The following is a 20,524-nucleotide window of genomic DNA, read 5'->3' on the forward strand; positions in this document are numbered from 1 at the left end:
GCGTGCTGTGCCGCGTCGGTCCGCCGCTGCTCACCGGCCCGTGCGTGTTGCTGACCGGCCAGAGAGGCGCGGCATCCACCACCTATCGACCGTTGCCTATTCGGTGGCCCCGGAGTAACCTTCCCGAAACACATCAGATGTCTGGCTCGCGGATCCCCATGTCGAGTCCCATAGTTGTCACGCTTCGGGGTGGCCGGACTGGTCACCGTTTGGAGGATCGATGTCAGACCTGACCCGACGGCAAGCCCTCAAAATCGGCGCAGCCGGTGCGGGCGGCGCTCTCCTGCCGGTGCCCTGGACCGCCGTGGCCCAGGCGGACCCGGCGGCGCCGCCGCAGGTGTTGGCCGCCGGGAACCTCGCCCTCTGGTACGACGAAGGTGCTGGCACCGACTGGTTGCGGGCGCTGCCGATCGGTAACGGCCGGCTCGGCGCCATGGTCTTCGGCAACGTCGACACCGAGCGACTTCAGCTCAATGAGGACACCGTCTGGGCCGGTGGGCCGCACGACCCCAGCAACACCAGAGGGGCGGGGGCGCTTGCGGAGATCCGGCGGCTGGTCAACGCGAACCAGTGGACCCAGGCCCAGGATCTGATCAACCAGACCATGATGGGCAACCCCGGCGGCCAGCTGGCCTACCAGACCGTCGGCAATCTCCGGCTCGCCTTCGGTTCCGCCAGCGGAGCCTCCCAGTACGACCGGACGCTCGACCTCACCACCGCCACCGTGACGACGACGTACGTGCTGAACGGTGTGCGTCACCAGCGGGAGGTGTTCGCCAGCGCGCCCGACCAGGTCATCGCGGTGCGACTGACCGCCGACCGGACCGGCTCGATCAGCTTCACCGCCACCTTCGACAGCCCGCAGCGCACCACAGTGTCCAGCCCGGACGGCACCACGATCGGCCTGGACGGCATCTCCGGAAGCATGGAGGGCATCACCGGCGCGGTCCGCTTCCTCGCCCTGGCCAACGCCACAGTCAGCGGCGGCAGCGTGTCCAGCTCCGGTGGCACCCTGCGGGTGACCAACGCCAACAGCGTGACCCTGCTGATCTCCATCGGCTCCAGCTACGTCAACTACCGCAACGTCGGCGGCGACTACCAGGGCATCGCCCGACAGCGCCTCAGCGCCGCGCGGGCCAGCAGCTACGACCAGCTGCGTAGCCGGCACGTGGCCGACTACCAGGCGCTGTTCGGTCGGGTCACTCTCGATCTCGGCCGCACGTCCGCGGCCGACCAGACGACGGACGTCCGGATCGCCCAGCACAACAGCGTCAACGACCCGCAGTTCTCCACGCTGCTGTTCCAGTACGGCAGGTACCTGCTGATCTCGTCGTCGCGGCCGGGCACGCAGCCGGCCAACCTCCAGGGCATCTGGAACGACTCGCTGGCGCCGGCGTGGGACTCGAAGTACACGATCAACGCCAACCTGCCGATGAACTACTGGCCGGCCAACACCACAAACCTGGCCGAGTGCCACGGCCCGGTCTTCGACATGGTCAGAGATCTCGCCGTCACCGGAGCGCGGACCGCCCAGGTGCAGTACGGCGCCGGCGGCTGGGTCACCCACCACAACACCGACGCGTGGCGGGCCACCGCTGTGGTGGACGGCGCGTTCTGGGGCATGTGGCAGACCGGCGGCGCCTGGCTGTCCACGTTGATCTGGGACCACTACCTGTTCAACGGCGACATCGAGTTCCTGCGGACCAACTACCCGGCCATGAAGGGCGCGGCGCAGTTCTTCCTCAACACCCTGGTGACCGAGCCGACCCTCGGTTACCTGGTGACCAACCCGTCGAACTCGCCGGAGCTCAGCCACCACTCGAACGCCAGCGTGTGCGCGGGCCCCACGATGGACAACCAGATCCTGCGGGACCTGTTCGACGGCGTCGCCCGCGCGAGCGAGATCCTCGACGTGGACAGCACCTTCCGGGCGCAGGTTCGCGCCACCCGGGACCGGCTCGCGCCCATGAAGATCGGCTCCCGCGGCAACATCATGGAGTGGCTCTACGACTGGGTGGAGACCGAGCCCAACCACCGGCACATCTCCCACCTGTACGGGCTGGCGCCCAGCAACCAGATCACCAAGCGTGGCACCCCGCAGTTGTTCGAGGCGGCCCGGCGGACCCTGGCGCTGCGCGGCGACGACGGGACGGGCTGGTCGCTGGCCTGGAAAATCAACTTCTGGGCTCGGATGGAGGAGGGCAAGCGGGCCCACGACCTGATCCGCTACCTCGCCACCACCGCGCGACTCGCGCCCAACATGTTCGACCTGCACCCGCCCTTCCAGATCGACGGTAACTTCGGCGCCACCGCCGGCATCGCCGAGATGCTGTTGCAGAGCCACACCGGCGAACTGCACGTCCTGCCCGCGCTGCCGCCGGCCTGGCCGAGCGGGCGGGTGACCGGCCTGCGCGGTCGGGGCGGGCACACGGTCGGCATCACGTGGGCCAGCGGCCTGGCCACGGAGATCCTCGTCCGACCGGACCGGGCCGGCACCGTCCGCCTGCGCTCCCGGATCCTGACCGGCACCGTCACGGTGGTCGACACCGCCGACGGTACGGCGGCCCGGACCACCCGGATCGACTCCGACCTGATCGACGTCACAGTGCAGGCCGGACGCACCTACCGGGTCACCAGTTCCGGTGCCACCACACCGACGTTGGAGCAGAGCTTCACCAACGTCGGCATCACCAGCGACAGCAACACCAACGTCGGAAACTTCGACGGCGGCGGGGCGTCGCTCTCCGCGCAGGCCCTGGCGCAGGCTGGTGCCAGCCCGGGCGGCACGGTGAGCCGCAACGGGGTCACCTTCCGCTGGCCCAATGTCAGCTCGGGGGTCGCCGACAACGCCATCGCCTCGGGCCAGACCATCGGGGTGACCGGCACGGGCGCCACGCTCGGCTTCCTGCTGACCGGCACCTACGGCGCGGTGTCCGGGACCGGCACTGTGGTCTACGCCGACGGCACCCGCCAGACGTTCACGCTGAGCACGCCCGACTGGTACGGCGGGCCGCACTCCGGTGGGACCGCGGCCATCGTGTCCGCGTACCAGAACCGGCCCAACAACGTCCGCCAGGCCACCGCGGCCTGCATCTACTACGTGGGTGTCGCGTTGCAGAGCAAGGCGGTCGCGTCGGTCGTGCTGCCCAACATCAGCGCCGGGCCGGCGACGAACGTGCCGACCATGCACATCTTCGCCATCGCCATCGGGGGCTGACGCCAACCGATCCCGCCTCGGGGGAGCGCGTCCGGGCCCGTCCCAACCGGGGACGGGCCCGGACGCGGCTTTCGTCGCCGCTGTGGCTGCGGGGCGGGTCCCACTGGTGTGGAGGGCGCGGCGTCAGGGCACGATCGCGTACAGCCGGTCGGTCGGATCGACAACGACGTTGAGTCGTGTCCCGACTGTCAGGGCGTGGTGGTCCCTGCACCGCGAGGTGGATTCGAACGGATCGAACCCGGGCCCGCTGACCAGCAGGTCCAGCTCGACCCCGCTCTCCTCGCCCAGCGAGGTGGGCCGTACGGCGTGGATCTCGGCGGTCCCGGTCACCCCGGTCGCCTCCAGCCGCCGCAGGTCCCGCCGGGCCCGTTCGTGCGACCGCGACTCGTGTCGGGCCAGCTTGACGCAGGAGAACGTGACCCCAACCCCGGCGACCCCCAGGATCCAACGGTTCAGGACGGGCTCACTGGTCGCGAGGAGAGCCGCCGCGAACACCATGGACGGGCCGATCAGCAGTAGCAGCGGCAGACCCAGAAACCGGAGCACCAGTCGTTGGAATCCACCGGCGGGAAGATCCACCTGACGTGGCCCGGCGTCGTTGCCCGCCCCGGTCAGCGCGCTCCGTCCGGGTGTGTATCCCCTCGGCACCGCCGGCATGGCGCCACCCTAACCTGAGTCGTCGACAACCGCGAGGTCCGCACCCATCGAGCCGTACGCCGTGCCGGGTCCGGTGACAACCGGACCCGGCCACCGTTGGTGCTAGCGGATGCGCTCCCCGCGGCTCTCGATCCGGAAATGGTCGAAGGCCACGTCGAGGTCGGTAGAGGTGCCAGCCCGGTTGAAGGCCAGCAGCCCGGCCTTCGTCGGCTCGGCGTTCAGCGTCTGGGAGCCGATGTAGCGGTAGACGCGTCCGTCGGTGGAGTAGTAGGCGCGGTAGCTGTCCCCGATCTTGGTCAGTCGCAGCCAGATGGCGCCGTCGGCCCCGACGATCCGCTGGGCGTCGGCACCGGTGATCTCCAGAGTCGACGCCGTGCCGTTCTGTTCGCGCAGGAAGACGATCCGGGCCTTGTTGACCGCCGCTGTCGCGTTGCCCATCTCCCAGGCGAGCTTCACGTAGTTGTCGTCGTCCGCGTACCCGAGAACACCACCCTGCTCGTTGTTGGTGGCGAGTGGGCGGGAGAAGACGACAGCGGACTCTGCGGTCCAGTCGCCGTCGACGTCCTGCAGGGCCAGGTTCCTCGCGGTGTTGGCGTTGCCCTGGAGGTCGCCCTGCTGCGCGGTGATCACCAGGGATCCGTCGGCCAGACGCCACCTGCTCTCGTCCGGCCGGACCCACTGCCACTGCGGGCCGAGCTGGGTCGAGTCGAACTCGTCGCCGCCGGTGATGGTGGTGTTCAGGTCCACCGTGTACACCGACGACGCTCCGCCGTTGGTGACGGTGACCCGAGCCTGCCCGGTGGGGCTGGTCGCCTGCTCGACGGCGACCGAGGCCGCGGGGTCGGCGGCGCTGGCGGTGACCGTCGGCACGGCCGTGGTGCCGGCCGGGGCGAGGGCGTTGTACCGCAGCACCGTCGGCGTGAAGGACGCCAGGCGCTTACCGTCGACGCGCAGGGCCGTCAGCGTCGTGTCGGGCACCAGGTTGAAGACGTAGTTCTTCACGAGGGGGCCGAAGAAGCTCTCCGTCGTGACCTTGACGACCGCCTGACCGGGTACGCCGGCCGCCTGGGAGATGATCTCGTAGCGGGCCTTCCGGTCGGTCGTCCGCACCTTCGTGATGGTCGGCGACGCCCCGGCCGGCAGCGGGATGGCGTACGAGGTGTCCGACAGGTTGAAGCCGCCGAACGTCCTGCCGTTCACCACGATCGTCGCCGACAGTGGCGCGTCGTCGACCGGGATGTCCCGCCCGCTGAACTCCTTCCAGTAGTTCACCGAGGTGTCCCGCCAGTCGGCGGCGTCCGCCTCGTGGACCGCCAGCTTGGCGCGTACCTCGGCGAACCGGCGCGCGTCGATGTCGGGCTGGAGCGCGTCCCAGGTCTCCCGCATCCAGGTCACGTACTGCACGCCCATCTGGTAGCGGTAGACCAGCTCGTCCCAGAACGTGCGGCCGCTGTCCATCCGGTGGCCCCACGGCACGTGGTGGAACCACATCAGCAGGTTCTCCGGGACCGAGTCGATGTTCCCGTAGCGCTGCTGCAACCGGGGGAAGTACTGGGCGGCCAGGTTGCTGCCGGTGGGGGAGCGGTCGAAGCCCAGACCGACGCTGTCGGCCTTGTTGTAGTAGACCGGGCTCCAGTCGTCGCGGCCCGCCCAGTCGGCGGGGTCGGGACGGTAGTGGACGCCCTCAGCGAACTGGTGGCCGATGCCCAGCGGCGTCTGATAGCTGACCAGCGACTCCCACGACCCCATCATCATGGTGCGGATGGTGTCCACGACGCGCCGGTCGTTGCTCCAGGTCATCCGCGTCCAGTCGGTCGCGATGTCCGTCGAGTCGAGCGTCCAGTCCCACGCCTGGCGGCCGAAGGCGAAGAGGTTCGCCTGGGCGAAATGGTGCCCGGTCAGGTTGTCGGCGTTGCCGAGGTTCGCGACACCCACGATGGCGGTGTCCGGGTGGTGCTGGGCGGTCCCGTCGACGATGTTGCCGACCAGGCGCTTCTTGAGCAGCTTCCCGTTCGCGTCGGTCGCGTACGTGTCGGTCTTGAGAATCTCCTCGTACATCGGGCCGAGGTAGGCCAGCATCCAGTTCTGGCCGGTGTACTCCTGCGTGATCTGGAGTTCCAGGGCCTGGTTGGTGTTCTCCATCCGGCCGAACATCGGGTGGATGGGCTCCCGGGCCTGGAAGTCCAGTGGCCCGTTCTTGGTCTGCAGGAACACGTTGTCGGCGAAGCGTCCCCGGCTGCCGTCCGGCTGGACCTCGTCGTCGATCGGCCCGAACTCCAGGTAGGCCCGCTTGAGCCGGTCGTTGTCGACCTCGGCGTTGTAGACGAACGTGCGCCAGTGCACCGTCATCCCGAGCGGTGCCACCGCGGCGGCGATGGCGTTGGCGCCGTCACCGTGGTCGTACCCGAAGTCCTGTGGCCCCGGCTGGCCCTCGGAGTTGGCCTTGACGGTGAGCCCCATGAAGTCCGGGATGGCGCTCTGGATCTGCTGGGCCCGGCGGTGCCACCAGCCCCGGAAATCGGCGCCGTACGGGTCGAGTTGGCTGTTGGTGAGCGTGTCCGGCGCGAACCGGCTGTCGGTGGGCGCGGTGTAGCGGATCGACAGGCCCAGCCTGATGCCGTACGGACGCAGCGCGTCGGCCAGGGCGGCCTCCTGCGCGATGCGGGCGCTCGTCAGGTACGCGTTGTCGGCGTTGACGTTGTTGATGGTGATGCCGTTGATGCCCAGCGACGCCAACGCGCGGGCCATGACGAGGTAGCGGTCGAGGATGACGGGCAGGTTCCGGCCGGCGTTGGCACCGGTCGCGGCGAAGTTGAAGATCGCCCCGCTCTCCCCGTTCAGCCCGCCGATGCCGGAGGCGTTGTTGCCGGCGTAGAGCCGCTCGGTCTCCCAGTTGTTCAGCAACCGATGCTTGATCCTCGGTGACTCCGCGACGCGGAGGTGGTCGACGGGTTTCTGGGTCTGCAGGAGCCGGAGGAAGGCGAAGGTGCCGTACAACGCGCCGAGGTCGGTGTTGCCGGCGATGACGGTGAACCGTGCCCTGCCCTTCGAGACCGAGCGGACGAGGTAGCCCTCGTCGCCCACCGTGGCCAGGTCGCCTGTCGCAATGGTGCGGCGCACCAGCGGTGAGCTCGCCGGCGTGCCCACCACGATCGCGCCGTCCGGGACCGTGCCGCCGGCGGCCGTCGCCACGGGTGTCGGCTGACCGAGCAGTCCGCCCAGGCCGCGCACCAGTTCGTCCCGAGCGGCGCCCAGCGTGGTCTCGGCAAGCTTCTCGCTCGAACCGGGCGCCATGGCGAGGTCCGTCGTGTGCCGGTGGACCTTCGTGGCGTCGGCGTTCTCGACAACGATCGCCGTGGCCGCCCGGCGGTAGTCGCGTAGCAGCTTCGCGTCGTCGACAGGCACGTACCGCAGCCACAGGTCGGAGCCGCTGTAGTCGTCGGGCGACGGCGCCGCGGCGGCCGGCGTGGTGGTGGCGACCGTGAGGGTGGCCGCGACCGTGGCGAGCGCCGCGCCCAGCGCGATGAGGGTTCGCCGTAGCCGGGGCACCGAAGCTCGGTTCATCGCCATCTCCTCGTTCGTCCGCTGGGGCGCCGTTCGGCCCGTCCCGCGAGCGCAACGGCGTTGATCGATGGATGCGCGTCGATCCTGTCCGGCGCGGATCGGCCTCGGCAACGAGTTGTCGTTTCTTGTCGCGGGGTCCTGCCGCCTCACGGCAGGTGGGCTGCCGGGTCGTTCGCGGGTCGCTGCCGTGCCCACTGTGCTCGGGCCCGACCGGGGCGAGGGTTGCGTGCGGCCGTCGAGTCGCGGACCACGAGGCGTACCGGCAGGACCATCGGCCGGCCGGTGTGCCCGGGTGCCCCCTCGATCATCGTGAGCAGGTGTCGGGTCGCGGCCGTGCCCTCCGCGTAGAGCGGCGCCGCGACAGTGGTGAGCCCCGGTGTGACGATGTCGGCCGCGAGGATGTTGTCGAAACCCACGACGCTGACGTCGCCCGGAACGTTGACGCCCATCCGGCTGAGGCCGCGGATGATCCCGATGGCCATCTGGTCGTTGAAGGCGAGGACCGCCGTCGCGGGACGGGCGCGCAGCTCCTGCGCGGCCCGCTCACCGCCCGCCATGGTGGGACTGAACGGCCCGATCTGGCGAACCTTGATCTCCAGCTCCATGCCCGCTTCGAGCAGCGACCGCCAACGGATGCCGTTGGGCCAGGACGCCTGTGGCCCCGCGACGTAGGTGATGTGGTCGTGCCCCAGCTCGCCGAGGTGCTCGGCGGCCCGCCGCACCCCACGGGGATCGTCGGTGACGACGCAGGGCACGTCGGCGAGAGCACGGTTGAGGACCACCACCGGCCGCTGCTTGGCGACCATCCGGATGGCCGAGTCGGACATCCGGCTGCTCGCCAGCACGATGCCGTCGACCGTCGACATGGTGCGTTCTACCGCCGCCCGTTCCAGCCGGTCGGACTCCTGGGCGTCGATCAGCACCGTGGTGTACTCGCCGTCGGTCGCCGCCTCCTGCGCGCCGCGCACGATCTCCGCGTACACCGGGTTGGTGATGTCGGCGATGACCAGCGCGATCATCTGCGTGCGGGACGTGGTGAGGGCGCGGGCGAGGGGGTTGGTCCGGTAGCCCAACCGCCCGGCGACCTGCCGGATCCGTTCGGCGGTCTCGGAGTTGACGCGACTCGGTCGGGAGAAGGCGCGGGACACCGTGGACGGTGAGACGTCGGCCTCGGCAGCGACGTCGTAGATCGTGACCCTCTTGTCCGGCGGCCTGGTGTGGTCGGGCATCTTCATGCTCCTCCCGGCTACGCGCCGTGATCATGGTATGGCGGCCGTGAATACTCGGCAATGCCCTCGCAACAATCCGGCTGCCCTGTCGCATTCGCGCGAGGCAATACATGGCAACCCGTTGCCGCCGTGGCGCGCCGGCTGTCTCAATCAGCGGGGACGACACCTGGCGGAGGGAACGGCTCATGGGTATCTCGCGGCGCGGCGCTCTCCTGGTCACGGCATCGTCGCTCCTGGTGGGCGCGGTCGGGTGTGGGGCACCCGAGGCTCCCGGGGACACCACTGGCGACGCCACCGGCGAGGTGCCACAGCGGCCGGGCAAGGCCGTCACGCTCAACGTCCTCGACGTGGCGGGCAACCTCCAGCTGACCCAGGGGATGATCGACGAGTTCGTCTCGAAGAACCCCGACGTGATCTCCCGGGTGACCTATTCGAAGGCACCGGCGCCCGAGCTGGCCGGGAAGATCAAGGCCCAGCAGGGTGCGGACCGGGTGGACATCGGTCTCGTGCTGACCGGCGTCGACGGCCTGGCCGCCGGGATCGAGCAGGGGCTTTGGATCGACGTGTTGCCGACCTTCCAGGACCGTCTCGGCGGCATGCGCGACTACCTGGAGCCGGCCGCCGCGATGCAGAAGCTCGCCGGCAACGCGGGTGTCACCGTCACCTACTACCCGTCGGGTCCGCTGCTGGAATACCTACCGTCGCGCCTCGCGACCCCGCCGACCAACGCGGAAGCGCTGCTCGCGTGGGCCAAGGCCAACCCCAGGAAATTCCAGTACGCCCGGCCGGCCAACTCCGGCCCCGGCCGGACGTTCCTGATGGGGCTGCCCTACATCCTGGGCGACACGAACCCGAAGGACCCCACCGCGGGCTGGGACAAGACGTGGGCTTTCCTCAAGGAGTTGGGCCAGTACGTCGACTACTACCCGTCCGGCACCACCGAGACGATGAAGAACCTCGCCAACGGCACCGCGCACCTGATCGTCAGCACCACCGGTTGGGACATCAACCCGCGGGTGCTCGGCACGGTGCCCAAGGAGGCCAGGATCACCCCGATCGACGGCTTCCACTGGGTCACCGACGCGCACTACGCCGTCATGCCCAAGGGCGTGTCGACCGACACCCAGGCCGCGGTGCTGGCCCTGCTGGCGTTCATACTCACTCCTGAACAGCAGGCGAAGGCGTACGACGAGGGCTACTTCTACCCGGGCCCGGCCATCAAGGAGGTCCAGCTCTCCTCGGCGCCGCAGAAGAGCCAGGACGCGATCCGGGAGTTCGGTCGCCCCGAGTACGACGCGCTGATCGCCGGGAACCCCACCGAGGTGCCGCTCGACGCGAAGAGTCTGGTGGCGGCGTTCAGCCGGTGGGACCGCGAGATCGGCGGCGGGAAGGTCAAGCAGGGATGAGCGCCTTCTCCCAACTGCGGTTGGACGGGGTGTCCCGCCGGTTCGGCGGCCAAGCCGCCCTCACCGAGCTGGACCTGACGATCGAGTCGGGGGAGTTCATCGCCCTGCTCGGCCCGTCCGGCTGCGGCAAGTCGACGGCGTTGAACTGCCTCGCCGGGCTCCTGCCGCTGACGGCAGGGAGTATCTGGCAGGACGAGCGCCGCATCGACACGCTGCCTCCGGAGCGGCGCGGCTTCGGCATGGTGTTCCAGAGCTACGCCCTCTTCCCGCACCTGACGGTCCGGGCGAACATCGCCTTCGGGCTGCGGATGCGGCGGCTGCCCAAGGAGGAGACGCGCCGGCGTACGGAGGAGGCGGTGCGGCTGGTGCGACTGGAGGACCACGTCGACAAGCTGCCCGGTCAGCTCTCGGGTGGTCAGCAGCAGCGCGTCGCCATCGCCCGCGCCGTCGTGTTCGAGCCGTCCCTGGTGTTGATGGACGAGCCGTTGAGCAACCTCGACGCGAAGCTGCGCCTGGAGATGCGTACCGAGATCCGCCGGCTGCACCAGTCGCTGGGGCTCACCACCGTCTACGTGACCCACGACCAGGAGGAGGCGCTCTCCCTGGCCGACCGGCTGGTGGTGCTTCGGGAGGGGCGGGTGCAGCAGATCGGCTCGCCGCGTGAGCTGCACACCCGGCCGGCGAACTGGCACGTCGCCGACTTCATGGGGTACCGCAACCTGTGGCGTGGGCGGGTGGAACAGCTCGACGGCGGCCGGGCCACCGTCGAGTCGTCCGGCCACCGCCTGCTCGGCGAGGTGGTGGGAGATCTCCAGATCCGGGCGGACGCCGTGGTCGCGGTACGCCCCGAGGACATCCGCGTCGACGGGCCCGGCGAGGCCAGCAACGCCATGTCGGCGACCGTCGAGGTGGTGGAGTACCAGGGCCGCGAGCTGGCGGCCGAGGCCCGCACCGACAACGGGCTGCTGCTGCACCTGCGGACCGAGCAGCGGATCGCCCCGGGCGACCAGGTCAAGCTCGCCGTCGACCCGCAGCGGCTGCTCGTCTATCCCGCCGACGCGCCGGCGCAGACCGACCGCCTCGCGGAGGCCTCGGGGACGACGCGGTGAGCGGGCAGGGAAGGCCGCTGACGCACTGGCAGCACCGTCTCGCCGAGCGGGGCGTCGATCGTCAGCTCTGGTTGCTGGTGCCCGCGCTGGTCTTCGTCATCGCCCTGTTCCTCTACCCGTTCTTCTACGGGCTGACGCTCTCGTTCCAGCCGACCAGGGGAGGGCCGTTCAGCGACTACGCCCGCTTTTTCTCCGACTCCTACGAGCGCGGCACGATCTGGATCACGCTACGGATCGCGTTGCCCGCCGCGCTCCTGAACGTCCTCGCCGCGGTGCCGATCGCCTACCGGATGCGCGGCCGGTTCCGGGGCAAGCGGCTGGTCACCACGCTGCTGGTCGTGCCGATCACGCTCGGTACGGTCCTGACCGCGCAGGGGTTGCTGAACTTCCTCGGCCCGACCGGCTGGTTCAACCGGATCCTGCTGGCCACGAGCCTGGTCGACGAGCCGGTGCGGCTGACCCACAACTACTGGGGTGTGTTCTTCTCGCTGGTGATCACCGGTTTCCCGTTCGCGTTCCTGCTGGTGCTGTCGTACCTGTCCGGCATCGACCCGACCCTGGAGCGGGCGGCCGCGACGCTCGGCGCGGACTGGCGTCGTCGGTTCACCCGGATCACGCTGCCGCTGCTGATGCCCGGCCTCGCCACGACCTTCTGCCTGACGTTCGTCCTGGCGTTCAGTGTGTTCCCGTCGGCGGTCCTGGTCGGCAACCCGGCCGGTGAGACCCGGGTCATCTCCCTCGCCGCCTACCAGGCGGCCTACGAGCAGTACGACTACCCGTACGCGTCGGCGATCGCCATGATCATGGGCTTCGTCGAGCTGGTCATCATCGCTGTGGTGCTGGCCGCTCGCAGCCGTTTCTACACCGGCTCCACCGGAGGCAAGGGCTGATGGCAACGACCACCCAGGCGCCACCGGCGCGGCCCCCCGCCACCAGCACCGACCGGCGGCGGCGCATCGCCGCGCGACCGGCCGCCTGGGTCGTGTGGGGCGTCGTCATCTTCTTCTTCCTCAACCTGCTGGGCGTGGTGGCGTCCGTGCTGGTCAGCTCGTTCGGCCAGCGCTGGTTCGACACCTGGCTCCCGGACGGCTACACCACCAGCTGGTACGCCCGAGCCTGGGACGAGTTCGCGCTCCTGCAGGTCATCGTCGTGACGCTTGAGGTCTCCGTACTCGTCGTGGGCCTCTCGCTGGTGATCGGCGTGCCGGCCGCCTACGCCCTCGCGCGGCGTTCGTTCCCCGGCAAACGACTGATCTTCCTCGTGTTCCTGCTGCCCATCCTCATGCCCCCGATCACGTACGGCATCCCGCTGGCGACGGTCCTGTACAAGTTCGGCCTGGCCGGGCACATGTCCGGGGTGGTGCTCGCCAACCTCGTACCGTCGGTGCCCTTCGTCATCCTGACCATGACCCCGTTCATCGAGCAGATCGACCCGCGGATCGAGAGCGCCGCGCGCATGTGCGGAGCGGGCCTGCGGACGGTGTTCCTCCGGGTCCTCACCCCGCTGCTCGTGCCGGGCATCCTCGCCTCCGCGATCCTCGTGCTCGTCCGGACCGTTGGCATGTTCGAGCTCACCTTCCTCACCGCCGGGCCCGACTCGCAGACCCTCGTGGTGGCGCTCTACTACTCGATGTCCGCGTCCGGGATCAGGGCCCAGCAGTCGGTCGACGCCATGGCGGTCATCTACACCTCGATGATGCTGGTCCTGCTCGTCGTCGCGCTGCGCTACGTCAACCCGACCCAGCTCGTGGCGCGGGTCAGGGACGAGCCGGAGCACTGAGGCCGGCGCCGGCGTCGAGGATCTCGCCGAGGCGACCCGCGACAGTGATGAGCGCGGGCAGCCTCGTCCGCAGACCGCGATAGGCCGCGGCGAGAGCCGGGTCGACCGCGACGGGTTCGCCGCCGACGACCCCGGAGTCGAGCTGGGTGACCGCCTCCGTGAGATCGGAGGTGTGGCCGATCGCGAAGAGCCCGAGGGCCGCCGCGCCGAGGGTGACGTGGTCGGCCGTCACCGCCACCTGCACCGGACAGTCCAGGACCGCCGCCATCACCTCGCGCCAGAGCGGTGACCGGAAGGCGCCGCCGGTCAGGCGGACGCTACCGATCGGCGTCAGCTCGGCCAGCCGGTCACGTACACCGCCGAGTTGCAGGCAGACGCCCTCCACGGCGGCCCGGATCAGGTGCCCGCGCGAGTGCTCGCTGCGTAGTCCCAGGAACGCGCCCGGCGGGGCGCAGCCCTCCGGCGGAGCCTCGTCGGCCCGCAGATAGGGGAGCATCACGAGACCGTCGCTGCCCGGTGCGATCCGCTCGGCGAGGTCCAGGAGCGCGGGCGTGGCACGATCCGCGCCGAGGGCGCGTCCCGCCCACCGCACAACGTTGGCGCCGTTGCTGACCGCCCCGCCGACCACCCACGCGTCGTCGGTCAGCGCAGCACAGGAGAAGGTTTCGGCCGGGTCGGTGAGGGGGGCCTTGACGACCGTCCGCAGGGCGCCGGTGGCCCCGAGCGTCAGGCCACCGACGGTGTGGTCGATAGCCGCCGCGCCGAGACTCCGCAACGGACCGTCGCCCGCGCCGACGACGACAGGTGTGCCGGAGGGCAGGCCGACCGCGCGCCCGGCCGTCGGCGACAGCCGCAACACCGCCGTCGTGGGCAGGACCGGGGGGAGCTGACTCTCGGACACCCCGGCGAGATCGAGTACGGCGGCACTCCACAGCCGACGGCGGAGGTCGAACATCCCGGTGCCGGATGCCGAGGACAACTCGGTCACCAGCATCCCGGTGAGCCGATGGACCAGGTAGTCCTTGAGGCCGATCCACCACCGCGTCGCCGTGCACAGGTACGGCTCGTGGCGGGCGAACCACAGGAGCTTGCAGAGCGGGTTCATCGGGTGCACGGGCGTGCCCGTCAACCGGTGCAGCTCCCGGCTCTGGCCGGACAACCGCAACTCGCGGGCCGCCTCCGACGACCGGGTGTCGCGGCGGGTCAGCAGTGGCGTCACCGGCGTCATCGCCGCGTCCAGCCCGATCAGGCCGTACCTGGCGGAACTCAACGCGAGGGCGACCACCTCCGCCCCGGCGGTGCCGGCCACACACGCGGACACCGCGGCCAGGGTGGCCGCCACGAGCACGTCCGGCTCCTGTACCTGCCAGCCGGGAATCGGCTCGAGCAGCGGGTACTTCCGCGTCACGACGTGCCGTGCGCTGCCGTCCAGCGCGAACGCGGCTGCCCGCACGGCGGTGGTGCCCACGTCGACTCCGATGATCACCCGACGCTCCGGCCCCATCCACAGATGGTCGAGCGGTCTTCGGCGGGCCGGCAAGCGGTTGCGCGCAGTTGTCGTCGTGGCGCTCGGCCACTGTCAGACCAGGAACTCCTCACGCATCCGCGCGCCCAGGTTGATCCCGCCGACCGCCCGTGCGCTGGCCGGGTCGTGCACGGCGACGGTGTTGTTGCGACGCATCAGCTCACGGACGGCGGGCGGCAGTCGCGGCGGGTCGTCCATGGCCGCGAGGACCTGCCCGGCACTGACGATCAGTCGATTGGCCAGGGTGGCGGCGTCGGTGTCCACCCGCACCCGGCCGTACTCCCAACCGGAGGTGGTGAGGTCGAGCACCTCGAACACGCGGGTCACCAACGGGTTCGGGTCGGTCACCCGGTCGAGCCGGGGTGCCCGGTTGCCGACCACAGTGACCGCGGCGGCCACCTGCGCGTACGGGTGGAAGCCGCACGGCAACGCGAACAGCGGCCAGCGCAGGGCCGGGCCCGCCTCCTTCCACAGCGGCCGGTAGTTGCGGCGGTGCACCAGCAGACGCCGGCCCGTCCGTCGGTGGATCTCCTGGGCCTGGGCCTGGAGGTCCACGTGGGCCTCATCGGCGACCTGACTCACGATCCGGGTCGCCACCACCAGGCCGTCGTCGCTGTCGAGCGAACCGGTGAGCGCCTCGACCTGCTCGTTGAACCGGATCCGCGCGTGGGGGCCGTACCGGGACTGGACGTCGTGCAGCAGCGCCTGCTGGCGTCCCGGGTCGAGCTGGACCCGCCTACCGCCCAGCAACCGACGGAGCCAACGCATGTCGCCTCGATTCAGCAGAGCCGTCGCGGACGGCGGCAATGCTAGTGCGTCGTCCCTCCCTCATGTTCCCAAGGGGGCCGATCGACTCCGCTCCCGGGGACGGCGATCACCGACGACGTGGCGTGATCAGCCCCGACTCGTACGCCCACACCACAAGTTGGGCCCGGTCGCGGCAGTGCAGCTTCGTCATCGCCCGGTTGACGTGTGTCTTGGCGGTCAGCGGACTGATCACCATGCGTCCGGCGATCTCCTCGTTGGTCAGCCCACGCGCGACCAGTTCGACGATCTCCTGTTCCCGTGGGGTCAGCACGTCGCGTCCTGCCGTCGGCACCGCGGGCGGCGGGCCGGCCACGAACTCGCTGATCAGCGTGCGGGTGACGGTCGGCGCGAGGAGCGCGTCGCCGCGCGCGACGACCGAGATGGCGTGCAGCAGGTCGGCGGGGTCGGCGTCCTTGAGGAGGAAGCCGCTGGCGCCCGCGCGGAGTGCGGTGAAGACGTAGGAGTCGAGCCCGTAGTTGGTGAGGATGAGAACGCGGACGGCGGCGAGGTCGGCATCGGCGGCGATGCGTCGGGTGGCCTCGATGCCGTCGAGACCCGGCATCTGCACATCCATCAGGACGACGTCCGGGCGCAGACACCGCGACAGGTGGACCGCCGAGGTGCCGTCGGTCGCCTCACCGACGACCTCCAGGTCCTCCTCGGCGTCGAGCAGCGCCCGGAACCCGGCCCGCATCAGCGCCTGGTCGTCGGCGATCAGCACTCGGATCATCCCGGCGCCTCCCCACGGCGGACGGTCATCGCGGGTCGTCCAGCGGGAAGGTGGCCCGCACCGTGAAGCCGTGGTCGTCGTGCGCGGCGGCCCGCAGCGTGCCGCCCAGTGCGCTGACCCGCTCCCGCATGCCACGCAGGCCCACGCCCGGGGTCAGCGGCTCAGCCGGCGACGCCTGACCGTCGTCGGTGACCGCGACGGTCAGCCCCGCCGGGGCGTACTCCACCTGGATGTGCGCGGTCGCCGGCCCGGCGTGGCGGGCCACGTTGGTGAGGGCCTCCTGGATGACCCGGTACCCGGCCTGGTCGACCTCGTCGGGCAGGTCCCGGCTCTGACCGCTGACTGTCACCTGCACCGGTACGCCGACCGCCCGGGTCCGCTCGGCCAACTCGTCCACCCGGGCCAGCCCGACACGATCGACGTCGGTGGGTGCGCGCAGAACGTCGAGGGTCGTGCGTAGTTCCCGCATCGCGGCGCCGCTGGCCTCCTGGATCGCCAGCAGCGTGGCCGACGGTTCCTCGCCGTGTTTGCGGGCCAGGTGCAGGGCGATCCCTGCCTGCACCTTGATCACCGAGATGCTGTGGGTCAGGGAGTCGTGCAGGTCGCGGGCGATGCGCAGGCGTTCGTCCCCGGCGCGCCGCAACGCCATCTCCTCGCGGGTGCGTTCGGCCTCGATCGCTCGCTGCTCGACCTGCTCCAGGTACGCCCGGTGCTGCCGCGCGACAAGCCCGGCGACGTTGGCGGCCACGAACCAGCCCAGCAGCAGGGCCGTCCGCTCGGCGACCAACTGGCCGGGCCGGCCGGCCGGCGCCATCGAGATGTCGCGGGCCAGGAAGCTTCCGAGGAAGGCGAGGCTGGCCACAGCGGCAGCCCATCGGCGCCCCTGCCAGGCGGTGACGTAGACCGCGCCGAGGACGGGGAACGCGGCGGACACCCCCGGGTGTACGCGGACGTGAACGGCCAGCATGGCGACGGTGACCACGCCGAGCGCCACCACCGGGTAGCGCCGGCACGCCGCCAGGGCCACCACCATGGCCAGGACCAGGGCGACGTCGAGCACCTCGACAGTCGCCGCGTCCGGGGTGAGCACGGCGTTGCCGAGCAGGAGGACGCCGAGGGCGAGGCCGCCGAGGGCGTACGGGAGGTCGCGGCGCATGGTCGCACTGTAGAACGGCGGTCGTCAGTGGAGCATCCGGCGCGCGTGGTACCTGGGCGTACTGCGGGCGCGGTATCGGTGGCGCGCCAAGTGTCTGCGGTGGAACGACGTTTTCCCGGCCCGTCGCCACCAGCATCGAGCCCATGACATACCGCTTCTTCACCCCCACCACGCCGAGGGCCGCCACCGGCCCTACCGCGGCGGTCTACCAACAGATGCGCGAGGACTTTCTCGGGCCGTTGCCGACCTTTCAGGCGCTCTCGGCCGTGCCGGAGGTGCTGGCCGCGACCTGGGCGCTGATGCGGGAGGCGTTGCTCGCCGGGGACGCGCCCCGGGTGGAACGCGAACTCGTCGCGGCTGCGCTGTCCCGGGCCAACCGCTGTCAGTTCTGCGTCGACGCCCACGTGCTGCTGCTGCAGGCGCTGGGCGCACCGAAGCTGGCCGAGGCCGTCGCCCGGGGCGAGACGCCGCCCGAGCCGAGGCACGCCCAGATCGTCCGCTGGGCACAGGCGAGCCGCAGCCCCAGAGCCACCGACTGGACCAGCCCGTACGGCGTGGAGATCACCGGCACCCTGCTCGCCTTCCACTTCATCAACCGGGTCGTGTCAGCGTTACTCGGCCCCGATCTGCTCCCCGGCGGCCTGCAACGCTCCCCACTGGTGCGCTCGGTCGGGAGTCGGCTCTACGCCAGGGCGGCCCGGGAGCGCAAGGAGCCCGGCCGAAGCCTCCCGCTCCTCGACGCCGACGTGACGGCAGCACCGGCCTGGGCGGGGGACAGCCCGGTGGGCGTCGCCTACGCGTCGTTGCGGATCGCCGCCGGCCGGGGTGGGGAGCTGCTGGGCGACGTGGCCCGCCAGACCGTCGAGGCCACCGTGCGCTGGGAGGACGGGCGGGTCCCGGTCCGGCCCGCGGACTGGGCCGTCGACCTGGTCCGGGACGTGCCGGGCGTGGACCGCATCGGTACGCGGATCTCGTTGCTGGCGGCGTTCGCGCCCAGCGCGATCAGCCCGGGCGACGTCGCCCTCTGGCGGCTCTCCCACCCGGCCGACGCCGACCTCGTGCGGTTGGTCGCCTACGGGGCGATCACCGCCACCGACCACGTCGCCCGGGCCCTCGCCTCGGCGCACCGCTAGGAGGTAACCGATGCGCAAGGCATTCGTCGTCATCAGCCTGTTGTTGCTCGTCGTGTTCGCCCTGCAGTTCGTGCTCGCCGCCGTGGGCGGGTTCACGAGACCCACCGGCGATGACGCGTACGCGCTGCACAGCGTCAACGGCATGGTGGTCATCCCGATTCTCACAGTGGTCACCGCCCTGTTCGCCGCGCTGGCGAAGGCGCCGGGCCGGCTCATCGCACTGGCGATCCTGCCGATCGGCCTCGTCGTCCTCCAGCCGCTCATCGCCATGCTCGCCGAGGCGTCCACCGACGCGTCGGGCGTCAGCACTCCGCTCGGCCTGACCATCGGTGGGTTGCACGCGCTCAACGGCATCATCGCGGTGCACGTCGTGGTCGGCGTCCATCGGGCGGCGCGGAAACTGGCCGGCCTGGCGCCGACCGACGCCCGGGTGGCCGTCCGGGAAACGGAGCCGGCATGACCACCGGATCGCTGCTCGTGGTCGACCTCGTGATCGCGGTCCTCGCGGCCGCCGCCTGGCTGGGTGGTGGCGCGGCGTCCGCCACCCGACGTCGCCCGCTCGCACTGGCGCTGGCAGCCGTCGCGCTGCTCGCCACGCTCGCCCGCGCGATCACGATCACCGCCCTCGCCCGCGCCGGTTGGTGGTTCGCCGCGGAGAAGGTCCTCATCGCCGGGCCCCTGTCGCTCGCGGCGGTGGGCGTCGCCGGTCCGCGGCTGCTGCGGGCCCCGGGCGACATCCGGGCCGCCGCGGTCCCGCTGCTCTTCGCCGGGTACGCAACGAGTAGTGCCCTGCTCGTGACAATCCTGCACGGCTATCCGGCGGCTGCGGGCGCGGGGCTGCTCGCTGTCGCCGGGGTCGTCGCGGCGACGGTGATCTCGGGGCGCGCTCTCGGCGCGCGCCCGTCCCGGACGGTGTCCCGGCTGGCCCTCGTGGTGGCGGTCGCGGCGCTGGTGACCGGAGTCGGGCTGACCGCCGCCCCGGGCACCGCGCCCACCACACCGCATGATCATGGTTTTCCGGTGGCCCGGATCTCCGACGAACCCACCCGGCGGTTCACCCTGACCGCCGGAACCGCCACGGTGAACGCGGGCGGCCGGGACGTCGCGGCGTGGGCGTTCAACGCGCAGGTACCGGGACCGGAGCTGACCGCCACCGTCGGCGACGTCCTGGAGGTGACGCTGCGCAACCACGACATCAAGCGCGGCGTCACGCTGCACTGGCACGGGTACGACGTACCGAACGACCAGGACGGGGTGCCCGGGGTGACGCAGGCAGCGGTGCGGCCCGGGCAGGAGTTCGTCTACCGGTTCCGCGCCGATCAGGCCGGGACGTACTGGTACCACACGCACTCGGCCTCCGATGTCGGCGTGCGGATGGGTCTCTACGGTGTGCTGGTGGTGCGGCCGGGGCCGGTGACCGGCCACGACGTCACAGTGCCGGTGCACACCCTGGCGGGCCGCCCGTTGCCGGCGGCGAGAGTGGAACAGGTCGAGGCCGGCGTACCTGTGCGGTTGCGTTTGATCAACACCGACAGCACCACGCACCGCTATGCCCTGGCCGGGACCCCGTTCCGGGTGGCCGCGATCGACGGCGTCGATCTACGGGGCCCGACCCCGCTCGTCGACACCGCCGTGCTGATCCCGGCCGGAGGCCGCTACGACCTGGTCTTCGACGCGCCGGCGACCCCGGTGGCGCTGTTCGTCGATGGACGGGCCGTCTACTCGACCGGCCCGGTGTCGACGGCGACAGGCGGCTGGCCGGTGCTCGATCCGCTCGACTACGGCGCGACCGCCCCGGTGCCCTGGTCCCGGTTCGACAAGACGTTCACCCTCGTCCTCGACCGCGGCCTCGACCTCCGCAAACTGCTGCCGAGGTACGCCCACACCGTCAACGGCGCGGCCGACCCGGACATCCCTCCACAGGTCGTACGCCGGGGCGACGTCGTGCTGTTCACGATCGTCAACCGGTCGCAGACCGTGCACCCGTGGCACCTGCACGGCCACCACGTCCTGGTGCTGGCCCGCGACGGGAAGCCGGCGGGCGGAAGCCCGCTGTGGCTGGACTCGTTCGACGTCCGTCCGGGCGAGGTGTGGAAGGTGGCGTTCCGGGCCGACAACCCGGGAATGTGGGCCAACCACTGCCACAACCTGGCGCACGCTGACGCCGGGATGACCCTGCATCTCATGTACTCCTGATCGCGGATACCGGTA

General features: G+C 70.8%; 15 protein-coding genes. 8 read left to right on the top strand and 7 right to left on the bottom strand.

The genetic code is table 11. The annotated features are described in order from the left end of the window. Positions 1-220 precede the first annotated feature (220 nt). Positions 221-3,217 carry a glycoside hydrolase family 95 protein gene (locus tag ACQP0U_RS12380; protein WP_433318503.1) on the top strand — a complete coding sequence of 999 codons (2,997 nt, stop codon included), beginning with the start codon at positions 221-223 and terminating at the stop codon, positions 3,215-3,217. 123 nt (positions 3,218-3,340) lie between these two features. Here the strand turns inward: ACQP0U_RS12380 and ACQP0U_RS12385 are convergent, their stop codons facing one another. The 3 genes from ACQP0U_RS12385 to ACQP0U_RS12395 all read right to left on the bottom strand — a co-directional run bounded on the left by ACQP0U_RS12385 (position 3,341) and on the right by ACQP0U_RS12395 (position 8,667). Further along, entirely contained in the window at positions 3,341-3,874 is a 534-nt protein-coding gene (locus ACQP0U_RS12385) for a hypothetical protein (RefSeq protein ID WP_433318505.1), read from the bottom strand. Between the two features lie 102 nt (positions 3,875-3,976). Next, the gene (locus ACQP0U_RS12390) at positions 3,977-7,438 is read right to left on the bottom strand and encodes an alpha-glucuronidase family glycosyl hydrolase (protein ID WP_433318507.1); all 3,462 of its coding nucleotides are present in this window, start codon (positions 7,436-7,438) and stop codon (positions 3,977-3,979) included. A 146-nt stretch (positions 7,439-7,584) separates the two neighbouring features. Next, a complete protein-coding gene (locus ACQP0U_RS12395; protein ID WP_433318509.1) occupies positions 7,585-8,667 on the bottom strand; it encodes a LacI family DNA-binding transcriptional regulator in 1,083 nt (360 codons plus the stop codon). Between the two features lie 185 nt (positions 8,668-8,852). Between ACQP0U_RS12395 and ACQP0U_RS12400 the strand changes: the two genes are divergently transcribed. Genes ACQP0U_RS12400 through ACQP0U_RS12415 form a run of 4 tightly spaced genes read left to right on the top strand, consistent with a single transcriptional unit; the run spans position 8,853 to position 12,962 of the window. Continuing rightward, a complete protein-coding gene (locus tag ACQP0U_RS12400) occupies positions 8,853-10,073 on the top strand; it encodes an ABC transporter substrate-binding protein (protein WP_433318510.1) in 1,221 nt (406 codons plus the stop codon). After that, positions 10,070-11,182 (top strand): ABC transporter ATP-binding protein, encoded by a 1,113-nt coding sequence (locus tag ACQP0U_RS12405; protein WP_433318512.1) that lies wholly within the window; start codon positions 10,070-10,072, stop codon positions 11,180-11,182. The genes ACQP0U_RS12400 and ACQP0U_RS12405 overlap by 4 nt, the downstream gene beginning before the upstream one ends. Continuing rightward, a complete protein-coding gene (locus ACQP0U_RS12410) occupies positions 11,179-12,072 on the top strand; it encodes an ABC transporter permease (RefSeq protein ID WP_433318514.1) in 894 nt (297 codons plus the stop codon). The genes ACQP0U_RS12405 and ACQP0U_RS12410 overlap by 4 nt, the downstream gene beginning before the upstream one ends. Beyond that, positions 12,072-12,962, top strand: coding sequence for an ABC transporter permease (locus tag ACQP0U_RS12415; protein ID WP_433318516.1), 891 nt, complete (start codon positions 12,072-12,074; stop codon positions 12,960-12,962). The genes ACQP0U_RS12410 and ACQP0U_RS12415 overlap by 1 nt, the downstream gene beginning before the upstream one ends. On the opposite strand, the gene ACQP0U_RS12420 is transcribed toward ACQP0U_RS12415, so the two are convergent. The 4 genes from ACQP0U_RS12420 to ACQP0U_RS12435 form a co-directional block, all read right to left on the bottom strand. Further along, on the bottom strand, positions 12,940-14,466 hold the full coding sequence (locus ACQP0U_RS12420; protein WP_433318518.1) for a gluconokinase: 1,527 nt from the start codon (positions 14,464-14,466) through the stop codon (positions 12,940-12,942). The genes ACQP0U_RS12415 and ACQP0U_RS12420 overlap by 23 nt on opposite strands. Before the next feature lie 75 nt (positions 14,467-14,541). Further along, the gene (locus tag ACQP0U_RS12425) at positions 14,542-15,255 is read right to left on the bottom strand and encodes a hypothetical protein (protein WP_433318520.1); all 714 of its coding nucleotides are present in this window, start codon (positions 15,253-15,255) and stop codon (positions 14,542-14,544) included. 106 nt (positions 15,256-15,361) lie between these two features. Continuing rightward, the gene (locus ACQP0U_RS12430; RefSeq protein ID WP_433318522.1) at positions 15,362-16,024 is read right to left on the bottom strand and encodes a response regulator; all 663 of its coding nucleotides are present in this window, start codon (positions 16,022-16,024) and stop codon (positions 15,362-15,364) included. 25 nt (positions 16,025-16,049) lie between these two features. Next, entirely contained in the window at positions 16,050-17,180 is a 1,131-nt protein-coding gene (locus tag ACQP0U_RS12435; RefSeq protein WP_433318524.1) for a sensor histidine kinase, read from the bottom strand. 143 nt (positions 17,181-17,323) lie between these two features. Between ACQP0U_RS12435 and ACQP0U_RS12440 the strand changes: the two genes are divergently transcribed. From ACQP0U_RS12440 to ACQP0U_RS12450, 3 genes are read left to right on the top strand one after another with little or no spacing between them, the layout of a single operon-like run. After that, positions 17,324-18,313, top strand: coding sequence for a carboxymuconolactone decarboxylase family protein (locus ACQP0U_RS12440; protein WP_433318526.1), 990 nt, complete (start codon positions 17,324-17,326; stop codon positions 18,311-18,313). 10 nt (positions 18,314-18,323) lie between these two features. Continuing rightward, positions 18,324-18,773 carry a DUF6220 domain-containing protein gene (locus tag ACQP0U_RS12445; RefSeq protein ID WP_433318528.1) on the top strand — a complete coding sequence of 150 codons (450 nt, stop codon included), beginning with the start codon at positions 18,324-18,326 and terminating at the stop codon, positions 18,771-18,773. Continuing rightward, positions 18,770-20,509, top strand: coding sequence for a multicopper oxidase family protein (locus ACQP0U_RS12450; RefSeq protein ID WP_433318530.1), 1,740 nt, complete (start codon positions 18,770-18,772; stop codon positions 20,507-20,509). The genes ACQP0U_RS12445 and ACQP0U_RS12450 overlap by 4 nt, the downstream gene beginning before the upstream one ends. Positions 20,510-20,524 lie beyond the last annotated feature (15 nt).

This window comes from Micromonospora sp. CA-269861 (assembly GCF_050948505.1).
Classification (GTDB): Bacteria; Actinomycetota; Actinomycetes; order Mycobacteriales; family Micromonosporaceae; genus Micromonospora.